Consider the following 20809-nt stretch of genomic DNA (forward strand, 5'->3'; position numbering starts at 1 on the left):
CGTGTCATAATTTGTTCTTAATTAGAACTTTCGTTCTTCTGAAGAACATCGTTTCATGGGGATAAGCCGAGCGTCAAGGCGAGCCGGCGCGGCGTAGTCTCCATTTACTCTTTTCGCGGTAGACGGATGGCCGAGCAAGATACCCAGCAACCCAGCGACAGCTACGTGCAGTCCTTCGCCCGCGGCTTGTCCGTGATCCGGGCCTTCGGCCCCGACCGTTCGGAGATGACCTTGTCCGAGGTCGCGGCGGTGACGGGGCTGACCCGCGCGGGCGCGCGCCGCATCCTGCTGACGCTGGAGCACCTGGGCTACGTCACCGTCGACGACCGCAAGTTCTCGCTGACCCCGCGCATCCTGGAACTGGGCTACGCCTACCTGTCCGGCACGCCGCTGTGGAACCTGGCATTGCCGTACATGGAGGAAGTGGCCGAGCAGACGCGGGAGTCGTGTTCCGTGTCGGTGCTGGAAGGCGCGGACATCGTCTACATCCTGCGCCTGTCCACGCACAAGGTCATGACCATCAACCTGGCCGTGGGCAGCCGCCTGCCGGCCTGGGTGACCTCGATGGGCCGCGTGCTGCTGGCGGGGCTGGCGGAGCCGGAGCTGGACCGGGTGCTGGCGCTGAGCCAGATCCAGCCCTACACCTCGCACACCATCACCGACATCGCCGAACTCAAGCGCCAGCTGGCCGGCGTGCGAGCCGACGGTTACGCCTGCGTCGCGCAGGAGCTGGAGCCGGGGCTGCAGTCGGTGGCCGTGCCCATCATGGACCGCAGCGGCCGTGTGATCGCCGCGATGAACGTGAGCGGTCATGCCAACCGTTTCACGCGCGAGGAAATGCTGGCGGCCTTTCTGCCGCCCTTGCGCCGCGCGGCCGACCAGATCAACCACGCCCTGCTGCGCCGTTAGGCGGGGCAGGGGGCGGATGCCGGCGGCTGGCGTGCGCATCGCGGGCCTCAGATGGGCGCGACGCCCAGCGTCGTGCCGCCGCAGACATACAGCATCTGGCCGGTGACGAAGCCGTTGTCGGGAGACAGGAAGAACATCGCGGCGCGCGCCACGTCCTCGGGCGTGCCCAGGCGCTTGACCACGATGCTGTTGATGATGCGTTCGGTCTGGGGCGCGCCTGCCGGGTTGCTCTTGGTGAACAGGTCGGTGGCGATGGGGCCCGGGCCGATAGCATTGACGGTGATGCCGTCGCCGCCCAGCTCCATGGCCAGCGTGCGGGTCAGGCCCACCAGGCCGGCCTTGGTGGCCGAATAGACCACGCGGTCCGGCTTGCCCAGCGCGGCGCGCGACGACATGTTCACGATGCGGCCGAAGCCGGCCTCGCGCATGGCCGGCAGCGCGGCCTGCACCAGGATCAGCGCGGTGCGCAGATGCAGGTTCACCACATAGTCCAGGTCCGCCAGCGTGGCCGTGTCGGCCGTGCCGGGGCGGGTCGCGCCCGCGTTGTTGACCAGGCCCACGATGTTGTAGGCCTCGGTCACTTCGCGCGCGACTTCCTTGGTGCGCGCCTCGTCGGTCAGGTCGGCCTGATACGACACCAGCCCCGCGGGCGGATGCTCGGGCAGCTTGTAGTCGATGTTGACGACCTTATGCCCCGCATCCAGCAGCATGCGGATGATCGCCGCCCCGATCCCGGCGCTGCCGCCGGTCACGAGATACGCAGTAGGTTTGCTCATATCAGTTTCCTATTCCAAAGTCAGCGCGTACGCGGCTCAATGCGTCAAGTAGCCCCACAGGAGCACGGCGGTGATGTGGATCACGCCGACCCACAGCATCATGATGACGGTATAGCCCATCACGTCGCGCAGCTTCAGCTTGGACAGCGCCAGAGCGGGCAGAATCCAGAAGGGCTGCACCAAGTCGTTCCAGGCGTTGCCCAGCATGACGGCCATGGTGGTCTGGTTGAGCGCGCTGCCGATTTCCTTGGCGGCGTCGATCATGAACGGACCCTGGATGACCCAGTGGCCGCCGGCCGACGGCGCAAAGAAGTTGATGACGAACGAGCTGATCAGGCCCCAGAACGGCAGCGTTTCGGGCGTGGCCACGTCGACGAACACTTGCGAGATCGTGGTGACCAGGCCGGATGCGGCCATGATAGCCATGATGCCGGCGTAGAAGGGGTATTGCAGGATGATCCCGGAGATCGTCTTGATGCCTTCGGTCAGCTTGGCGACGTAGGCGGCCGGCGTGCCCAGCAGGATGATGCCCAGGAACAGGATGATGAAGTTGATCAGGTTCAGGTCCAGCGAGCCGCCGTCCATGAAGTGGAAGGCCACGTAGGCAACGCCCAGCGCGCCGATCAGCAGGCTCAGGATGCGGCTGTTGTTCAGCTTCGAGGCCAGCGTGCCCTTTTCCAGCAGGTCTTCGGCGGCGCCGGCGGTGGCGGTGTCGCGGTCGATGGCCGGATCCACTTCAACGATCTTCTCGCCCTTCTTGGGGTGCAGCCAGGCGTTGAGCAGCGGCAGCGTCACGATGATGACCAGGCTGGTGATCAGCATGGGCACCGAGAAAATGGTTTCCGACAGCGGGATGGTGCCCATCTGCTTGGCGGTGGGGTGGTTGGGGGTGGCGACCAGCACGGGAATGCTGGCGGACAGGCCCAGGCCGTACATGGTGAAGCCGCTGTAGGCGGCGGCGATGATCAGCGGGTAGTGCACGCCCTTGACCTTCAGCGCCAGCTTCTTGGCGACGATGCCGCCGATGACCAGGCCGAAGCCCCAGTTCAGGTAGCTGCCGATGCCGCCGACCAGCGTCGCCACGATGATGGCGGTGTGCGGCTTGTGCACATGGCTGACGATGCGGTTGAGCAGGCGGTCGGTGAGCGGCGCGGTGGCCAGCACGTAGCCCATCGCCAGGATCACGGCCATCTGGGTGGTGAAGGCCAGCAGGCTCCAGAAGCCGTTGCCCCAGGCGCGCGTGATGTCGCCGATGCCCTTGCCTTCCACGCCCATGGCCAGCAGCACGGTGAGCAGGGTCAGCGCGATCGCGAAGACGAAGGGATCGGGCAGATACTTGCGCATCAGCTCCGTAAAGAATGAAGCCAGTTTATTCATGGTGCCTCCTACAAACTCCGGTAAGGCTGGGTTTTCTCGCGTCTTGCGCCGCCCGTCGCCGGGTGTCGGCGCAGGCGGGTGGGACGATTGCTTTTCTTTGTGTGGCTGGGCTTGTGGCCCGGTGGCGCTGGTGGCGGGATGCCCCGCGCCTTATGTAGTGAAGTCGTGAATGCTTGCGGGCGCGGCCGTCAGGAGCCGCTGGCCTTGCCGTTGAGCCAGGCGGCCAATTCGCCGAGCGCGGCGCTTTTCTCGCGCAGCACGCGCTCGCGGCGCTCGGGGCTCCAGGTATAGAAGCCCTGACCGCTCTTGGCGCCGATCTGGCCGCTTTCGACCTTGCTCTTGAGCAGTTCGGAGGGTTCGGTGCGGTTTTCCAGGTCTTTGTACAGATAGCTGGCGATCGCGTAGTGCACGTCGATGCCGTTCATGTCGCGCTGTTCCAGCGGGCCCGACAGCGCCAGGCGGATGCCCAGGCTCCACTTGACCACTTCGTCGATGTCCTCGGCGCTGGCCACACCTTTTTCCAGCAGCGAGATGGCCTCGCGCGCCAGGGCGTGCTGGATGCGGTTGGCGATGAAGCCGGGGATGTCCTGGCGCACCAGCACCGGACGCTTGCCGGCGTAGCGCAACGTGGCCATGACCTGGGCCACGGTGTCTTCGGAAGTGCCGTCGTTGCGCACGACTTCCACCAGCGGAATCACGTCGGCGGGCGTAAAGAAGTGGGTGCCCACGAAACGGTCGCGGCGCACCACGGCGCTGGCGATCGCGTTGATGGACAGGCCCGAGGTGTTGGTGGCGAAGAGGGTGTGCGCGGGGCACAGGGAATCGAGCTTGGCGAAGATGCCGCGCTTGAGTTCCAGGTTTTCCGGCACGGCTTCGATCACCAGGTCGCTGTTGCAGGCGGCTTCCAGTCCGGGCGCCACCTGGATGCGCTGCATCGCTTCCTGGACCTGGCCGGGAGCGTAGACATTGAGCTGGCGGTCGATGGTCTGGAGCGCGCGCTCCAGGGCGCCTTCCATCGGGTCGATCAGGACGACGTTCAGTCCCTTCGAGGCGAACAGCGCGGCGATGCCGCTGCCCATGGCGCCTGCGCCGACGATGGCGAGATTCTTGAGGGGAGTATCCATGATGGTTCGCTTGGTGCTGAGACGCCGGGCTTGCGGGCGGGCACGGGCGGAACCAGGGTGCTTTCTGTCTCTTCCGGTGTGCCTTCCTGTGCGCCTGGCCAGAAAAATCTTTATGTTCTATATACGAACATTTGTGCGCATATAGAATTTCTGAAAGAGATAGTACTAAAAGTCGCGGGGAGCGGACAAATGGGGATTTTTGGGTGTCCGGCTGGTGGACGATGTACCGGCCTGGGCGGCGCCCGGGCGCGGGCGCGAGCGCGGGCCGGCCTGGCTTCACCAACGGTAGGTGGCTGTGCCTATCACTCGGCGCGGTTCGCCGTAGAAGCAGCCGTAGGTGCAACTGCCGATGTAGGTCTTGTCGGTCAGGTTGGACGCATTCAGCGCGAACTTCCATGGTCCCGTCGCGTAGCTGATCATGGCGTCGAACAAGGTGAAGGATGGCACCTCCACCGGCATGCCGTGCGCTATGCCGCGCGTGCTGCCCACGTAGCGCAGGCCAGCGCCGATTCTCAGGCCGGGCAGGCCGAAATCGCCGAAACCATAGTCGCCCCAGAGCGAGAACTGGTTGTAGGGGACCGAGTTCAGGCGCTTGCCCTCCTCGTCGGGCTGCAAGGGGCTGGCCTTGAGCGTGCGCGCGTCCGTATAGGCGTAGGCGGCGATCAGATTGGCATTGCGGCCGATGCGGGTGCGCGCCTCCAGTTCCAGGCCGCGGGTCCGCGCCTCGCCGGCCTGTATCTGGTAGGACGTGTCCAAGGGGTCGGTCACGGTCATGTTCTTGCGGGTCAGTTGGTAGACCGCCGCCGAAAGCATGGTGTCCGAGCCGGTGGGCTGGTAGCGCAGACCGGCTTCGTACTGCTGGCCGGTGGTCGGCTGGAAGCGGCTGCCCTGGCGGTCCTGGCCGCTGGTAGGCTCGAATGACTCGCTATAGCTCAGGAACGGCGCCAGCCCGTTGTCGGCCAGGTAGACCAGGCCGGCGCGGCCGGTGAAGGCCTTGCTCTTTTCGCCGTCCGCATACTTTTCGTCGGTGAAGAAGTTGCGCTCGTCGACCGTGACCCAATCCTGGCGGCCGCCTAGCAGGACGACCCATTTGTCGGCGATCTTGATCTGGTCCTGAAGGTAGATGCCCAGGCGCTTCATGTCGGTGACGGAGGAAGACCCGGGGAAGGGCGCGGCGGGGCCTAGCGGCAAGCCATATACGGGGTCGTAGAGATCGATGTTGTTGTTGCTGCGGATGTAGCGCTCGGTTTCGTGCTTGGGCAGGGAGTAATCGATGCCCGCCAGCAGCGTGTGGCGCACCATGCTGCTGCCCGCCTCGTATTGCAAGGACGTATCGGAGATCAGGGCGGAGGACCGGTCCCAGCGCGGCATGGCGCCGCGGTCGGCGGTCCAGCGCTGGTCGGGCGCGAGCTGCCAGATGTCGGTGGAGTGGTAGGTGCTGTCCGCATGGAAATAGCGCGCGCTGTTGCGCAGTTTCAGCTGGCTGTTGAAGGCGTGTTCGAACAGATAGCCGATCGAATAGCGTTCCATATTGAACTTGTCGAAACCCGGCTCGCCGGTAAAGCGATTGCGTGGGATCCGGCCGTTGACGTTGGGGAGCACCGTGCCTTGCGCCGGCAGGCCATAGACGTAGACGGTGTGGTCCTTCTGGTATTCGGCAAGCAGGGTCAGCGAGGTGGCGGCGCTGGGCTGCCACGTGATGGCAGGCGCGATGTAGGTCCGATCGTCCGGCACATGGTCGACGAAGGTATCGCTGTCGCGCAGCAAGGCGGTCAATCGGTACGACCACTTGCCTTCTTCATCCAGCGCGCCGCCGAAATCGCCGGAGATCTGCCTGCGGCTGTAGTTGCCCGCTTCCACGTTCAGTTCGCGCAGCGGCTCCACGGTGGGGCGTTTGCTGACCGTATTGATGATGCCGCCAGGCGACGCGGAGCCGTAGAGGACGGAGGATGCGCCTTTGAGGAACTCGATGCGCTCCAGCCCGTACACTTCTTGCCGCCCGTCGTAGATGTTCACGGTGTACAGCATGCCGTCGCGATAGTAGTTGCCCAGGTTGCTGCGGAAGCCCCGCAGGAACAGGCTGTCGGACGTGCGGTCCATGCCTTCCGCGCGGCTGACGCCCGCCACGTAGCCCAGCGCATCCTGAATGCTCTGCGACTTCAGGGTGTCGATCTCCTCCGCGCCCACGACGGAGATGGATTGCGGCGTTTCGATGATGGGCGTGTCGGTGCGGGTGCCGGTCGCGCTGAGCCGGGCGACGTAGCCGTGCAGCGGGCCGGCGGCGGTTTCCGCGGACTGCGCGGTGACGGTCACGGCTTCGAGCGTGGTGGTGTCGTGGTGCGACGTCGGCGCGGGGCGCAGCGTGTAGCTGCCGTTGCTTTCCGGCAGGGCTTGCAGGCCTTGGCCGCGCAGCAATTCACCGAAGCCTTCGCGCACCGAATAGGTGCCTGACAGACCGTTGCTGCGCCTGCCCTGCAGCAGCGCGGCGTCCATGCTCAGCTCGACGCCGGCCGCGCTGGCGTAGGCATTGAGGACCTGGCTCAGCGGGCCTCCGGGGATGTCGTAGCTGCGCCTGGCCTCGGCGCTCTGCGCCTGCGCGGTGGCGGTCGCGCCAGGGAAGACGCAGAACGCCACGCTGAGCAACAGCGCCAGGCGCATCATGCGGGGGATCGCGGGGCGGGATGCTGGCGTGGCTGGCGCGTGCGTATGGGACTTGGGCTGCGGGTGACGGGACATTGGGTGATGCCTTGCGGTTCGTGCTGGAGAGGAAAGGGGGTCACCCTATATCCCGAGCAAGAAGGCCGAATCCGCAATTGCCGCCTCGGAAAATTTGTAACGGCGGCAACCGATTGGCCGTCATTCCGCCGCCTGCACGGTTACCCAGTACCGCGTCCGGTAGCTCACCGCCACTGGCAGAGCCCGCGCGAGGTTGTCCAGCGCTCGGTCCGTGTTGCGTACGGAAAAGACGCCGCTCACCAGCAGGCCCGCAACCTCGGGATCGCAGCGCAGCAGGCCCGGCCGGTAGCGGGCCAGTTCCGCCAGGAATTCGTCCAGGCGCATGGCATCGGCCACCAGCACCCCGCGGCTCCAGGCCGCCGCGCTTTCATGCGCGGGACTGGGAGCAGCGGCCGCGCCTGACGAAAAGCGCGAACCCTGGCCGGCTTGAAGCAGGACTGCCTGTTCCGGCGCGCTGCGGGGACGGATTTCCACGGCGCCTTCGAACACGGCCACGCGGGAGGTTTCGGCATCGTCCCTGACCGAGAATCGGGTGCCCAGGGCCTGGATGGACCCGTGGCGGCTGCGCACTCGGAACGGCCGGGCCATGGCTGAGGGATCCGGCGCGGTCGCGACCAGGATCTCTCCGGCGAGCAGCACCACCACGCGTTCGTCCGCGGTGAACCTGAGGTCGATGGCGGTCGCGGTGGACAGTGTCACGCTGGACCCGTCCGGCAGGGTGATGATCCGGATTTCTCCCGTGCCGCTGCGGTAGTCGGCCGTCGCGGCTTGCCAGGAGTCGGTGCCGCGCAGGCCGTAGCCCACGCCCACGATGGTTGCGCCCAGCCCCAGCAGGCTGATCGCGCGCCGCCGAGAGACGCCTGCCGGGCGTTTGCGCAGAGCGTGGCTCGCGGCCTGCGGCGATACGCTGCCGAGCTTGTCTTCGAATTCCAGCAACCGTTGCCAAGCCAGTTCATGGTCGGCATGTTGCGCGCGCCAGCGGGCGCAGTCGGACTGGTCCGTGGGGTTGACGTCTTCCGACCACAAGCGCGCCATCCATTCAGCCGCCCGCTGCACGATTGCGGGGTCGATGGCTCGATTCAAACCCTGCGGATTTGCCGGAATGCCGGGCGTGGCGGACATGTCCAGTCAGCCGCCAGGAGCCGCGTGCAGGGCCTGGTAGCAGGCCAGGAGCGCGGAAGCCACGTATTTCTCCACCGACGACACCGACACGGCCAGCTGCGACGCGATGTCGCGGTAGCTCAGACCGTCCAGTTTGCGCAGCAGCAGCGCCTCGCGCGCCTTGGCTGGCAGGCCCTGCAGCACGGCGTCGATCTCGACCAGGGCCTGCACCGCCAGCGCGCGGGCTTCTTCCGACGGCGCATGCGCCTGCGGCAGGCTGGCAAGGGCTTCGAGATAGGCGGCCTCGATCTGGCGGCGGCGGTAGAGGTCGATCACCAGGCCGTTGGCGACCTGCGCCAGATGCTGTCGCGACTGGTGCGGCTCGGGCAGCCGGCCGGTGTGCAGGATGCGCAGATAGGTGTCGTGTGCCAGATCCGCCGCGTCGAACGCATTGCCCAGTCTTCTACGCAGCCAACTTCTCAGCCAGCTGTGATGATCGGCATACAGGCCTTCGATGCCCTGCTGCGCTGCGGATTGGTTGGTCGACATGCGGGCCCCTGCAACGCGCGAAGGCGGCAAAAATGGCGCGGGTAAAAGATGAGAATCAGACTCATTCTATACTGCGCGCCATTTCACCGGCAATGCGCTAGCCCGAGTTGCGCAGCCCCGCCGCGATCCCGTTGATGGTCAGGTGGATGGCGCGCTGCACGCGCTTGTCCACCTCGGCCTCGGGATGCTTCTGCGCCGCGCGGTGGCGGCGGATCAGGTCAATCTGCAGGTAGTTCAGCGGATCGATGTAGGCGAAGCGCTCGCGCAGCGAGGCCTGCAGCATGGGGTTGTCGGCCAGGAGCTCGCGCTGGGTCAGCAGCTTCAGCATGGCCAGCGTGCGGCCGTGCTCGGCGCTGATGGCGCCGAAGATGCGCTCGCGCACGCCGCGCTGCGGCACCAGCTGGGCGTAGCGCGCGGCGATGGCCAGGTCGGACTTGGCCAGCACCATTTCCATGTTGGACAACAGCGTGCGGAAGGCGGGCCAGTCGCGCGCCATTTCGCGCAGCTGGGCCAGTCGGCCGCGGCGCGAGCGGGGCGCGTCGGGAGCGCCGGTTTCCAGATAGGCCTCGATGGCCGAACCCATGCCGTACCAGCCGGTCAGCATCAGGCGGCATTGGGCCCACGAAAAGCCCCAGGGAATGGCGCGCAGGTCTTCGATGCGCTGGCCCTTCTTGCGCGAGGCCGGGCGCGAGCCGATGTTCAGGCCGGCGATTTCGCTGATGGGCGTGGCGGCGAAGAAGTAGTCGGCGAAGCGAGGGGTGTCGTAGACCAGGCCGCGGTAGGTGCGCTGCGCGGTTTCCGACATGAAGGACATGGCGGGTCCGTGCTGGGCCATGTGCGCGTCTTCGGCGCTGGTGGCTTCGGCGCGCGGCGCCAGGCTGGATTCCAGCGTGGCGGCGACCAGCAGCTCCAGGTGCCAGCGGCCGACCTCGGCGTCCTTGTACTTGCTCTGGATGACCTCGCCCTGTTCGGTCAGGCGGATCTGGCCGGCCACCGTGCCCGGCGGCTGCGCCAGGATGGCGTCGAAGCTGGAGCCGCCGCCGCGCCCGACCGAGCCGCCGCGGCCGTGGAACAGGCGCAGCCGCACGTTGCGCGCCGAGAACACGTCGACCAGCGCGCGTTCGGCCTGGTAGAGCGACCAGTTGGACGTGAGGAAGCCGCCGTCCTTGTTGCTGTCGGAATAGCCCAGCATGACTTCCTGCGCGCCGTTCTGCGCCAGCTTCACGCGCTGGCGGATTTCGGGCAGGTCCAGCCAGGCGGCCATGATGTCGGCGCCGCGCTGCAAGTCGGGAATGGTCTCGAACAGCGGCACCACCATCAGGCCGTCCTCGGGCAGGATCTCCTGGCCGGCGGGGGCGATGAGGCCGGCTTCCTTCTGCAGCACCATGACTTCCAGCAGGTCGCTCAGCGTTTCGGTGTGCGACACGATGGTCTGGCGCACGGCCTGCTTGCCGTAGCGCGCCCGGCCCGCGGCGGCGGCGCGCAGCACGGCCAGTTCGCGGGTGGTGTCCTCGCTGTAGGCGATCCAGGGCGAGGCCAGCGGACGCGCCTGCGCCAGTTCGGCGCGCAGCAGTTCGACGCGTTCCTCTTCGTTCAGGGCCAGGTAGTCCAGCGGCTTGCCGTCGCGCTGCGTGCCGGCCAGGGTGAACAGTTCGGCCAGCGCGCGCTCGTGCACGTCGGAGCTCTGGCGCAGGTCCACGGTGGCCAGGTGGAAGCCGAAGACCTCCACGGCCTGTTGCAGGCCGGCCAGGCGCAGCTTGCCGATGGGGGAACCGTGATGGGCGGCCAGAGACGCGGCGATGACGGCCAGGTCGGCCGAAAGCTCCTGCGGCCCTTCATAGGGGGCGGCGGCGACGGTGCTGCGCCGGGCCAGGTCCTGGCCGGTCAGGCGTTGCGCGGTGGCGGCCAGGCGGGCGTAGACGCCGACCAGCGCGCGGCGGTAGGGCTCGTCGCGGCGGTGGGGCGAGTCGTCGCCGCTGGCATCGGCCAGCGCCAGCAGTTCGGCGTTGACGCCGATCAGCAGGGTGGTGACGGACAGTTCCGCGCCCAGCGCGTGGACCTCTTGCAGATAGTGTTCGAACAGGACGGTGGCCTGGCGCAGCAGCGCGCGTTCCAGCGTGCCGGCGTCCACGTTGGGATTGCCGTCGCGGTCGCCGCCGATCCAGCTGCCCATGCGCAGGAAGGGTTCCAGCGGCGGCGGCGGAGCCGCGAAGGGCTTGGCGGATTCGCGGCTCAGCAGCTTGGACAGGTCGCCGTAGACGCGCGGAATGACTTGCAGGAAGGTGCTGCGGTAGTACGACAGCGCGTTCTCGATCTCGTCGGCCACCGTCAGCCGCGTGTAGCGCAGCATGCGGGTCTGCCACAAGGTGGCGACGCGGCCCAGCAGGGACGCATCCAGGTCGGCCAGCTCTTCCGGGGTGAGCGTGCCTTCGCGTTGCGTCAGCGCGCTGGCGATCTCGCGGTGTACGTCCAGCGTGCTCTTGCGTTGCACTTCGGTGGGGTGCGCGGTCAGCACCGGCATCACGCAGGCCTCGGCCAGCAGGCGGCGGATGCGCGCCACGCCCACTCCCTGGCGGCCCAGGGTCTGCACGGCGTCGCGCAGGCTGCCGCGTTCCGGCGCGCCGCTGGCGATGGCGCGGGCGCGCTGGCGGCGGTTCTGGTCGCGGTCCTCGGCGATGTTGGAAAGGTGCAGGAAGTAGCTGAAGGCGCGCGCCACCGAGTTGGGGTCGCTGCCCTGCAGGCGCTTGACGCGCTGCTCCAGCAGCTTGCCGTCGGCGTCGTTGCCTTCGCGGCGGAATTTCACGGCCGTGCGGCGCAGGGTTTCGATGGTGTCGAAGACGCGCTTGCCTTCGCATTCCTCTATGACGGTGCCCAGTAAGCGGCCTAACAGCCGGATATCGTGACGCAAGGGTTCTGCTGAATCGGACTGCGGGCGCATGGCATTCATCTGGCGGGGATCCGTCGAGGCTGCTGAAGGGAAAGGAAGGAAGTAAAAGGCGTTGCAGGTAAACCGGGAAAAAGAATCTGACCGACGATTTTACGCAGCGATCCTTACGGCGACGCCCGGCCGCTGCGGTAAAGTCCGACTTAGTCCCTTCGTCTTTTCCAGAAGCCCCCTTTATGCAAAATCATCAACGTCGCGCGCTCGTGCTGTTTTCGGGCGGCCAGGATTCCACCACCTGCCTGGCCTGGGCGCTGGACCGCTATGCCCATGTGGAAACCGTGGCGTTCGATTACGGACAGCGCCACCACATCGAACTGTCCGCGCGCCTGAATGTGCTGCGCGAAATTCGCGGCAACTTCCCCGATTGGGCGCCGCGCCTGGGCGAAGACCATCTGCTGGACCTGAAGGTGCTGGGCCAGGTGGGCGACACCGCCATGACCAGCGACCGCGCCATCGAGATGCATGCCAACGGCCTGCCCAATACCTTCGTGCCCGGCCGCAACCTGCTGTTCCTGACACTGGCCGCGGCCCTGGGCTATCGCCGCCAGTTGGACGTTCTGGTGGGCGGCATGTGCGAAACCGATTTCTCGGGCTATCCCGATTGCCGCGACGACACCATCAAGGCGCAGCAGGTGGCGCTGGGCCTGGGCCTGGGTTCCCGGGTCACGATCGAAACGCCGCTGATGTGGATCGACAAGTCCGAAACCTGGGCGCTGGCGCATCAGCTGGGCGGCGACGCGCTGGTCGAGACCATCGTCGAGGAAAGCCATACCTGCTACCTGGGCGAGCGCGGCGCGCGCCACGATTGGGGCTATGGCTGCGGCGAATGCCCGGCCTGCAAGCTCAGGAAGATCGGCTGGGAAAAATGGGTGGTCGCGTCCGCGGCCGAAGGCTGAGGCTAGCCGGCGCCGCGCCGCCGGCGACGATGGAGACCCTATGTTTGAACACGACGCTGCCCGCAACACGGGGCAGGCATCGCGCGGCGGCATCCCGGACGGGAACGCCGCCGGAGAGCCGGCAGACGTTTTCACGATTGTGGCTCCGATCGACCTGGAGGTGCGGATAGCGGCGGCGCTCTACGCCTTTGCCGACATGTTCGCGGCGGCGCGCAGACGCCTGCTGTACCTGCTTGGGCTGGTGGCGCTGCTGATGCTGCTGGCGGTGGGCGTTTCCACCTGGCAGAAAAGCGTGCGGGAGGGGGCGGACGGCTTTGTTCCCGCCTTTTTCCATGAGCTGTTCGGCCCGGGCGGCATTGCCATACTGTTCGTTGCCATACCGACCCTGATCTATTACGCGCTTCAGCCCGCGCTGGTGCGCAGCCGCTTGAAACGCTGGTGCCGCGACGAGCATCTCGACCGGCCCATCACCGTGACTTACCGCTTCGGGCCGGACGGCCTGAGCGTGACCCAGCCCGGACGCAATACCGTGCTCGCCTGTCCGCGCCTCGACGGCGTGGCAGAAGCCCATGGGCATCTCATCATCCGGCTCAGGAACATCGAGGATGCCTACGCGCTGCCGTTGAGCGCGCTGTCCGCCGCGCAGGTCGCGGATATCAAGGCGTGGGCCGCGAGCTGCCATGCAGGCGCGGGCGGGGCCGTCGGACTTCCGCGGGAACAGGACACGGCTGCCTCCTCGCCGCCGTTGTTCACGTCCCGGTTCGCGTATACCGAGGAAGACCGCGTCGTCGCGCTGCGCTGGCAAATGGAGCGACCTGGCATGCAGCGTCGCCGCCGTCGCGGCTATTTGCTGACCTTCCTGATCACCGCGCTCCTCGTCCCGCTGTTCTTCATCATGCTTTGGCTGCTGGATCCGGCGAGGGTGCCGTTCCGCTACGCCTTTCCGCTGTTCGTCGAGATGTTCGCGAGCACCTTCTGGCAGTATGCGCTCGGTCTCTGGGCGTTTGCCGCGGCCGTCATCGTCCTGCAACCCTGGGCGCGACGCCGGCAGGCGCAGACGCTGGCGCGGCGGCTGCACCAGCGGATGCAGGCCGAGGAGTACGAGCTGCGGCTGCACGAGGACAGGCTCGACGTCTGGCAGAGCGACTGGTGCAACAGCTTCGACGCGGCCAGCTTTGCGGGCGTCCAGCACCATGGCGAGCATCTGATCCTGCTGCGGCGCGAAAGCGAACCCCTGATCCTGCCCCTGCGCGCACTGGACGGCGGCCAGCTCGCCCTGCTCGAGCGCGTCGTCGGCCGCCGCGCCGGCGGAGCAGGCGGTCAGACGGAGCAGAACGCATGAACAAGCCGGGCGTCATCCATCTTGCCGCGCTGTGCACCGCGCTGGCGCTGGCGCTGGCCGGGTTGGCGAAAAGCGCCAGCGCCGAGAGCGTGGCCCTGCCCCAGGGGGGTTCGATCGAACTGCCCGAAGGCTGGGTAGTGGATGGTCCGCCGGAGGGCGAGCTTTCCAGGAGCGGCCTGCGCCGCGTGTGGTTCGCCTGCGAAAGCGAGGCCTGCGAGCAGACGCAGGAGACCTGCACCATCCTGATGAGCGCCGAGCCCCTGGACGGCGAGGGGGATGCCGGCAAGCTGCGGGAAATGTACGCGTCGCCGCTCAAGCGCTACGCCCGCCTGCGCGCCGTGCTGCAGGGGAGCGGCAGGGACGCCCAGATACGCAAGCCTCTGGAGCGCGTGCGCATCGGCGAGCGGGACTGGTATCGGGTCGAGACGGATGCGCGCCACAACTACAAGTCCGGCCTGTATGCCGAGACCGTCATCGACGGTCTCTATGTCGGCGCGATCTGCAAGTCCTGCGAGACCGGCGAGGAACGCCATTCGGCCGCTTTGCAGATCCTGCGGAGCATGACGCGGGACGTCGCGCCACGCTGAGGCGGGCACCGGTCAGCGACGCGCCACATCAAGGCAGCCGCAGGTCAACGGTCGCGCTGAGGCATCTGCCGGTCAACAACGCGCAATGAACTTGCATCGCAACGCGAACGCCGCCGCGCAGATCACCGTTGCCAGGCCCAGCGACAGCGCCATCGCGCCGCGCGAGCCGTGGCTTGCGGCCATGTAGGCATACGCCACCGGCGCGGCCGCGGTCAGCAGGAAGCTGGGGACCAGCAGGGCGCCGACCAGCGCGCCATAGCTGCGGAAATCGAACAGCGCCAGCGGCAGGGTGCCGCGCGTGATGGTCAAGAGGCCGTTGCAGGCGCCATAGAGCAGGGCGTAGGCGGCGCTGGCGTAGAGGTTGCCGCCGGACAGCAGCGCCAGCAGAAAGCACAGCGGCAGCACCACGCAGACCGCCAGCGTCAGGGTCAGCGGATGCAGGCGCGACCCCAGCGCCACGTCGGCCAGCCGGGCCGCGAACTGGCCCACGCCCCACAGGGCCGCGACGCTGACCGCCGCCGCCGCGGCCAGTCCCAGGCCGGACAGCAGCGAAATCAGGTGGGCCGCGTTGCCCGCCGCCAGGAAGTTGGTCAGCATGGCGATCAGCGCATACAGCACGCCCGCCAGGCGGCGTTCGGCGGCGTTGCGGGCGAGGCCCGCCGACGTCTTGTCCTTGCCGTCCGCTTTTGCGGCGTAGCGCTGGCGCGGCAGCGCCAGGTATAGCGGCAGGGTGGCCAGCGCCAGGCCGGCATAGGCCAGCACCGCGCCGCGCCAGCCCAGCCACTCCGACAGGGCATGGCCCACCGGCCACATCACCGTGGACGCCAGTCCGCCGAACAGCGTGATCTGCGACATGGGCCGGCGGGCGGTCGGACCCGCGGCGCGCGCCAGGGACGCGAACGCCGCGTCGTACAGGCAGAGCCGCATGCCCACGCCGAGCACGATCCAGGCCAGGAAGTACAAGGGGACGGCATGCGCCACCGACAGCGTCGCGCAGCCCAGCGCGCTCAGCGCCGCGCCGACCGGCATCACTCGATGCCCGCCCCAGCGGTCCACGGCCCGGCCGGCCAGCGGCGACACCAGGGCCATCACCACGATGGCGGCGGAGAAGCCGCCATAGACGGTGGCCGCGTTCCAGCCCAGGTCGGCGGCCATGGCGGGACCCAGGGCGCCGATCAGATAGAACGTCACGCCCCAGCCGACCAGTTGGGTCAGGCCCAGGCAGACGATGGCGCGCGGCGGGATCACGGCCGCTGCGGCGGCGTGGCGTCGCCCTCGCCCAGCGCGCGCTGCATCAGCACCGTGTCGCGCCATTCGCCGTGCTTGTGTCCCACCGAGCGCAGGGTGCCGGCGGGGTGGAAGCCCTGGCTGGCGTGCAGGGCCAGGGACGCGGCGTTGCGGCTGTCGCCCACCACTGCCAGCATCTGGCGCCAGCCGGCGGCGGTGCAGCGTTCGATCAGCGCGGCCAGCAGCTTGCCGCCTATGCCCAGGCCGGAGCGGCCCGCCTTCACGTACACCGAATCCTCCACCGTGTGCCGGTAGGCCGGGCGCGGGCGGTAAGGCGTGACGTAGGCATAACCCACGACCTCGCCGTTGATTTCGGCCACCAGGTAGGGCATGTCCTTTTCCAGCACGCCGGCGCGGCGCTGGCGCATTTCCTGGATGGACGGCGGATCCAGCTCGAACGAGGCGGTGCCGTGCTGCACATGGTGGGCGTAGATGGTCTTGATGGCGGGGAGATCGGCTTCCGCGCTGTCGCGGATGAGGACGGTGGGGGCGGGGGACGACATGATCGGGCGGTGTCAGTGTGAGTGCGGGAACAAGCTGCCAGTGTCGCGCAGGCTTATTTATTAATAAAGCTTTGGTCTATTATGATTTTCATAAGTGAAACTTTTGATACAGCGATGCGCGGCCTCAATCTGGACCATCTGCGCACCTTTGCGCAGGTGATCGAACTGGGCAGTTTTTCCGCCGCCGCCGAACGGGTCGGCGTGACCCAGCCTGCCGTCAGCCTGCAGATCCGCCAGCTGGAGCGGCGCTTCGGCCTGAAGCTGGTGGAACGCGTGGGCCGCCGGGCCGGCCCGACCGCGGCCGGGCTGGAGCTGCTGGAGCACGCGCGGATCATCGACGCCGCGCTGGCGCAGGCCGAACTCGCCATGACCGCGCACGCATCCCAGGTGTCCGGCCGCATCCGGCTGGGCACGGGGGCCACCGCCTGCACCTATCTCCTGCCGCCGATCCTGGCCGATCTGCGCCGGCGCTTTCCGGCCCTGGACATCGTGGCCAGCACCGGCAACACGGCGGACATGTTGCGCGGCCTGGAGAACAACACGCTGGATATCGGGCTGGTGACCTTGCCCGCGCCGGGACGCATGTTCGAGGTCACTCCCGTGCTGGAGGACGAGTTCGTGGCGATCTTCCCGGCGGACGATTCCGCGTCCATCCCGGACGCCGCGACGCCGCAGGCCCTGGCGCAACTGCCGCTGGTGCTGTTCGAGCCCGGCGCGCGCACCCGCCGCCTGGTGGACGACTGGTTCGAGGAGGCCGGCGTGGCCGTCAAGCCGGTAATGGAACTGGGCAGCACCGAAGCCATGAAGGAGATCGTCGCGGCCGGCCTGGGCTGCGCGATCTTGCCCAGGCTGGCGGTGTCGGGCGCGGGCCGGCGCAAGGCGCTGGCGGTGCGTTCGCTGACGCCGCGCCTGTCGCGCAGCCTGGCCATCGTGCTGCGGCGGGACAAGCCGCTCGGCCGGGGGCTGCGGCATCTGCAGGAGTCGCTGCTGGCCTTGCGTGGGTGAACGCTGGCGGCGTCGATCCGGCGCAGGAGGGCGGCAAGCGCGGACGGAGCGGCGCGCGCGATGGGTACACTGGCGCAGACCATCTCACGCCATTCGAATCGCAATCATCGCAAAATGGACAAACCCGCTGCCCGCAAGCCCTACAAGCCCGCGGACCTGGATCTGTTTCCCTACGAATCCTCGCGGCGCCCGGTGGCCGGGCTGGCGGTGGACTACGAGGACGGCCACCGCGTCCGGCGGCACCGGCACCGCCGCGCCCAATTGCTCTATGCGATTTCCGGCGTGATGGTGGTGGATACCGACGCGGGGATCTGGGTGGTGCCGCCCACGCGCGGCGTCTGGGTGCCGGCCTGGGTGTCGCACGGCCTGCGCATGAGTGGCGAGCCGCGCATGCGTACCGTGTTCGTCGAACCTGGCGCCGCCGCGCACCTGCCGTCCAGCTGCTGCGTCCTGTCGATTTCGCCCCTGCTGCGCGAGCTGATGGTCGCGGCGGCCGAGGTGCCGCTGGACTGGGCGCCGGACACGCGCGACGGCCGGCTGATGATGTTGCTGCTGGACGAACTGCGCCAGGAGCCCGTGCTGCCGCTGCACCTGCCGCAGCCGACGGAGCCGCGCCTGGCGCGCATCTGCCGCGCCATCGTGCGCCACCCGGAACGCCAGGACGGCGCGGCCGACTGGGCGCGCGCGCTGGGCGTGGACCCGAAGACGGTGCACCGCCTGTTCCTGCGGCACACCGGCATGACCTTCGGCCGCTGGCGCCAGCAGGCGCGGCTGCTGGCGGCCATGGAGCGGCTGGCGCGCGGCGAGCGCGTGCTGGAGGTGGCGCTGGACCTGGGCTATGAAAGCCCAAGCGCCTTCGCGGCGATGTTCCGCAAGGCCGTGGGCGAGCCGCCCAGCGCCTTCGCGGCCCGGGGCGTGGCGTCCGCCTGATGGCCGCGAGGGCGTCCCAGGGGCGGCCGCAGGGCGGGGGCGCCCGGAACCAGCGTATTATTTAACGTTTTGCCGCCTACGCTAACAGCTACAGCCAGAGACAAACCATGCCGCACTACCGCTCCCGCACCTCGACCCACGGCCGCAACATGGCCGGCGCCCGCGCCCTGTGGCGCGCCACCGGCATGAAGGACGGCGATTTCGGCAAGCCGATCATCGCGGTAGTGAACTCGTTCACGCAGTTCGTGCCGGGCCACGTGCACTTGCGCGACCTGGGCGCGCTGGTCGCCAAGGAAATCGAGGCCGCGGGCGGCGTCGCCAAGGAATTCAACACCATCGCCGTGGACGACGGCATCGCCATGGGCCACGGCGGCATGCTGTATTCGCTGCCCTCGCGCGAACTGATCGCCGACTCGGTCGAGTACATGGTCAACGCGCATTGCGCCGACGCCATGGTCTGCATCTCGAACTGCGACAAGATCACCCCGGGGATGCTGATGGCCGCGATGCGCCTGAACATCCCGGTCGTGTTCGTGTCGGGCGGACCGATGGAAGCGGGCAAGGTCAAGTCGCCCACCGATGGCAAGGTCATCGCCAAGATCGACCTGATCGACGCCATGATCAAGGCCGCCGACCCCACCGTGTCGGACGCCGACGTGGCTGAAGTCGAGCGCAGCGCCTGCCCGACTTGCGGCTCCTGTTCCGGCATGTTCACCGCCAACTCGATGAACTGTCTGACCGAAGCCATCGGCCTGGCCCTGCCGGGCAACGGCACCATCGTCGCCACGCACGCCTGGCGCAAGGGCCTGTTCGAACAGGCCGGCCGCCTGGTCGTGGACCTGTGCCGCCGCTACTACCAGGAAGAGGACGAGTCGGTCCTGCCGCGCAACATCGCCACCAAGAGCGCGTTCCAGAACGCGATGGCGCTGGACGTGGCCATGGGCGGCTCGACCAACACCGTGCTGCACCTGCTGGCCGCGGCGCAGGAAGCGGGCGTGGACTTCACCATGGCCGACATCGACCGCATTTCGCGCAAGGTGCCGTGCCTGTGCAAGGCGGCGCCCGCCACCGACAAGTACCACATCGAGGACGTGCACCGCGCCGGCGGCATCCTGGGCATCCTGGGCGAACTGGCGCGCGCCGACCTGCTGGACCTGTCCTGCGGCAACGTGCACAGCGGCACGCTGGGCAACGCGATCAAGCAGTGGGACGTGGCTGGCGGCGCCGGCGAGGAAGCGCAGAAGTTCTACCGTGCGGCGCCTGGCGGCATCCCGACCACGGTGGCCTTCAGCCAGGACGCGACCTTCCTGACGCTGGATACCGACCGCAAGACGGGCTGCATCCGCAGCAAGGAAAACGCCTATTCGAAGGACGGCGGCCTGGCGGTGCTGTATGGCAACCTGGCTGAGAAGGGTTGCATCGTGAAGACGGCGGGCGTGGACGAGTCGCAATGGGTCTTTACGGGCCGTGCGCGCGTGTTCGAAAGCCAGGACGATGCGGTGGAAGGCATTCTGGGCGACAAGGTCGTTCCGGGCGACGTGGTGGTGATCCGCTACGAAGGCCCGAAGGGCGGTCCGGGCATGCAGGAGATGCTGTATCCGACGTCGTACCTGAAGTCCAAGGGCCTGGGCAAGAGTTGCGCGCTGTTCACGGATGGCCGTTTCTCGGGCGGTTCGTCGGGTCTGGTGATCGGCCATGCCTCGCCGGAAGCGGCGGAAGGCGGCACGATCGGCCTGGTGGAAGAGGGCGATGTGATCGAGATCGATATCCCGAACCGCAAGATGCATCTGGCCGTTTCCGATGAGGAACTGGCGCGCCGTCGCGCGGCGATGGATGCGCGTGCGGACGGCTGGGAGCCGGTGGGGCGTGAGCGCGTGGTGTCGCAGGCCTTGCAGGCTTATGCGGCGTTGGCGACTTCGGCGGATCGTGGGGCTGTGCGGGATTTGTCGCAGCTGAAGCAGAAGGGTAAGCGGTGATTGTTGCTTGCTGACGTTTTGAGAAGAGCGGCGCTTTTGGGCGCCGCTTTTTTTTGTGTGCTTGGTTTGGTGCTGGTGCGAGTGTGGGGCAGGCGTGGCTGTAGATGCCCGTGCCGGCGTTGCTCTCGGTGCTGTGGCCGTTGTGCTTCGTAGGTCGCCCGTCGTCGCGGACGGCTGGGTGGCGAGCGCCCACGATTGCGGTCCGGAGCCTTCGCTCCGGACTGCCCCTTCGTCATCTTCGTCAAGGCCTGCGGCCTTTCCTTCAGATTCCCTCGGGCGCATCGAGGTTGCTCGCCACCCAGCCGTCCGCGACGACGTGCTGCGTGCGTTTTGGCCTGGTGCGCTGCTGGAGCTGTGGTCGGGGGCGAGTCTTGGGTTGCCCGTCATTATCGGCCGCCCGGGCGGCCGAGAATGACATACGTGATTTATTGGATTGCTATTGTGGTCGCTGGCGCGGATGCGGGCAGGCGCTTGCTATTGGTCTTCAGCGCCAACCTTGGCATCGTAGGATGGGTGTGGCGCAGGCGAGCCGGCGCAAGCCCGATTGCCGGGCGCGCGTAACCCGTCGCTCGCTGGCAAGCCAGCATCTCGCAAGCTTTAAGCCCAAGCCCAAGCCCAAGCCCAAGCCCAAGCCAAAAGCGTCCCCATTTATTCCCCCCAAACTATCTAGATACTTTCCCCATTTGCACCCCGCCATCTTCAGGTATATATTTCAAGCCTAAACTATCCAGGTTTAAATATCTGCGGCCCCCAGCTCCAGGAAGACA

The 20809-nt window shown here is 67.5% G+C and carries 16 protein-coding genes; 7 read left to right on the plus strand and 9 right to left on the minus strand.

The window, feature by feature from the left end:
* Positions 1-126 precede the first annotated feature (126 nt).
* Positions 127-909: an IclR family transcriptional regulator gene (locus tag HWY37_RS01565; protein ID WP_176087686.1), complete on the plus strand. Its 783-nt coding sequence runs from the start codon at positions 127-129 to the stop codon at positions 907-909.
* Positions 910-956: 47 nt separating this feature from the next.
* On the opposite strand, the gene HWY37_RS01570 is transcribed toward HWY37_RS01565, so the two are convergent.
* The 7 genes from HWY37_RS01570 to ppc all read right to left on the minus strand — a co-directional run bounded on the left by HWY37_RS01570 (position 957) and on the right by ppc (position 11519).
* Complete coding sequence (locus tag HWY37_RS01570) at positions 957-1685, minus strand: SDR family NAD(P)-dependent oxidoreductase (RefSeq protein WP_175207518.1); 729 nt, start codon at positions 1683-1685, stop codon at positions 957-959.
* A 36-nt stretch (positions 1686-1721) separates the two neighbouring features.
* Positions 1722-3062, minus strand: coding sequence for a short-chain fatty acid transporter (locus HWY37_RS01575; RefSeq protein ID WP_176087687.1), 1341 nt, complete (start codon positions 3060-3062; stop codon positions 1722-1724).
* A gap of 188 nt (positions 3063-3250) precedes the next feature.
* Positions 3251-4186 (minus strand): 3-hydroxyacyl-CoA dehydrogenase family protein, encoded by a 936-nt coding sequence (locus HWY37_RS01580; protein ID WP_175207520.1) that lies wholly within the window; start codon positions 4184-4186, stop codon positions 3251-3253.
* Between the two features lie 276 nt (positions 4187-4462).
* A complete protein-coding gene (locus HWY37_RS01585; protein WP_176087688.1) occupies positions 4463-6922 on the minus strand; it encodes a TonB-dependent siderophore receptor in 2460 nt (819 codons plus the stop codon).
* 120 nt (positions 6923-7042) lie between these two features.
* Entirely contained in the window at positions 7043-8044 is a 1002-nt protein-coding gene (locus tag HWY37_RS01590; protein ID WP_176087689.1) for a FecR domain-containing protein, read from the minus strand.
* 6 nt (positions 8045-8050) lie between these two features.
* Positions 8051-8572 (minus strand): sigma-70 family RNA polymerase sigma factor, encoded by a 522-nt coding sequence (locus HWY37_RS01595; protein WP_175207523.1) that lies wholly within the window; start codon positions 8570-8572, stop codon positions 8051-8053.
* Between the two features lie 97 nt (positions 8573-8669).
* On the minus strand, positions 8670-11519 hold the full coding sequence (gene ppc, locus HWY37_RS01600) for a phosphoenolpyruvate carboxylase (protein ID WP_176087690.1): 2850 nt from the start codon (positions 11517-11519) through the stop codon (positions 8670-8672).
* Positions 11520-11692: 173 nt separating this feature from the next.
* On the opposite strand from ppc, the gene queC reads away from it, so the two are divergent.
* Genes queC through HWY37_RS01615 form a run of 3 tightly spaced genes read left to right on the plus strand, consistent with a single transcriptional unit; the run spans position 11693 to position 14341 of the window.
* A complete protein-coding gene (gene queC, locus HWY37_RS01605) occupies positions 11693-12412 on the plus strand; it encodes a 7-cyano-7-deazaguanine synthase QueC (RefSeq protein WP_176087691.1) in 720 nt (239 codons plus the stop codon).
* A 40-nt stretch (positions 12413-12452) separates the two neighbouring features.
* The gene (locus HWY37_RS01610; protein WP_176087692.1) at positions 12453-13754 is read left to right on the plus strand and encodes a YcxB family protein; all 1302 of its coding nucleotides are present in this window, start codon (positions 12453-12455) and stop codon (positions 13752-13754) included.
* Positions 13751-14341: a PH domain-containing protein gene (locus HWY37_RS01615; RefSeq protein ID WP_176087693.1), complete on the plus strand. Its 591-nt coding sequence runs from the start codon at positions 13751-13753 to the stop codon at positions 14339-14341. The genes HWY37_RS01610 and HWY37_RS01615 overlap by 4 nt, the downstream gene beginning before the upstream one ends.
* A 72-nt stretch (positions 14342-14413) precedes the next feature.
* On the opposite strand, the gene HWY37_RS01620 is transcribed toward HWY37_RS01615, so the two are convergent.
* Together HWY37_RS01620 and HWY37_RS01625 are read right to left on the minus strand one after the other, a co-directional pair.
* Entirely contained in the window at positions 14414-15589 is a 1176-nt protein-coding gene (locus HWY37_RS01620) for an MFS transporter (protein ID WP_176087694.1), read from the minus strand.
* Positions 15586-16131 (minus strand): GNAT family N-acetyltransferase, encoded by a 546-nt coding sequence (locus HWY37_RS01625; protein WP_175207528.1) that lies wholly within the window; start codon positions 16129-16131, stop codon positions 15586-15588. Before HWY37_RS01625 ends, HWY37_RS01620 begins: the two co-directional genes overlap by 4 nt.
* 114 nt (positions 16132-16245) lie before the next feature.
* Here HWY37_RS01625 and HWY37_RS01630 point away from each other — a divergent pair, with 114 nt between their 5' ends.
* The 3 genes from HWY37_RS01630 (at position 16246) to ilvD (ending at position 20042) form a co-directional block, all read left to right on the plus strand.
* Positions 16246-17136, plus strand: coding sequence for a LysR family transcriptional regulator (locus HWY37_RS01630; protein ID WP_176087695.1), 891 nt, complete (start codon positions 16246-16248; stop codon positions 17134-17136).
* 114 nt (positions 17137-17250) lie between these two features.
* Positions 17251-18066 (plus strand): AraC family transcriptional regulator, encoded by an 816-nt coding sequence (locus HWY37_RS01635; protein WP_175207530.1) that lies wholly within the window; start codon positions 17251-17253, stop codon positions 18064-18066.
* Positions 18067-18173: 107 nt separating this feature from the next.
* The gene (gene ilvD, locus HWY37_RS01640; RefSeq protein WP_176087696.1) at positions 18174-20042 is read left to right on the plus strand and encodes a dihydroxy-acid dehydratase; all 1869 of its coding nucleotides are present in this window, start codon (positions 18174-18176) and stop codon (positions 20040-20042) included.
* The last annotated feature ends 767 nt before the right edge of the window (positions 20043-20809 follow it).

Source organism: Achromobacter anxifer, assembly GCF_903652925.1.
GTDB classification, from domain to species: domain Bacteria; phylum Pseudomonadota; class Gammaproteobacteria; order Burkholderiales; family Burkholderiaceae_B; genus Achromobacter; species Achromobacter anxifer.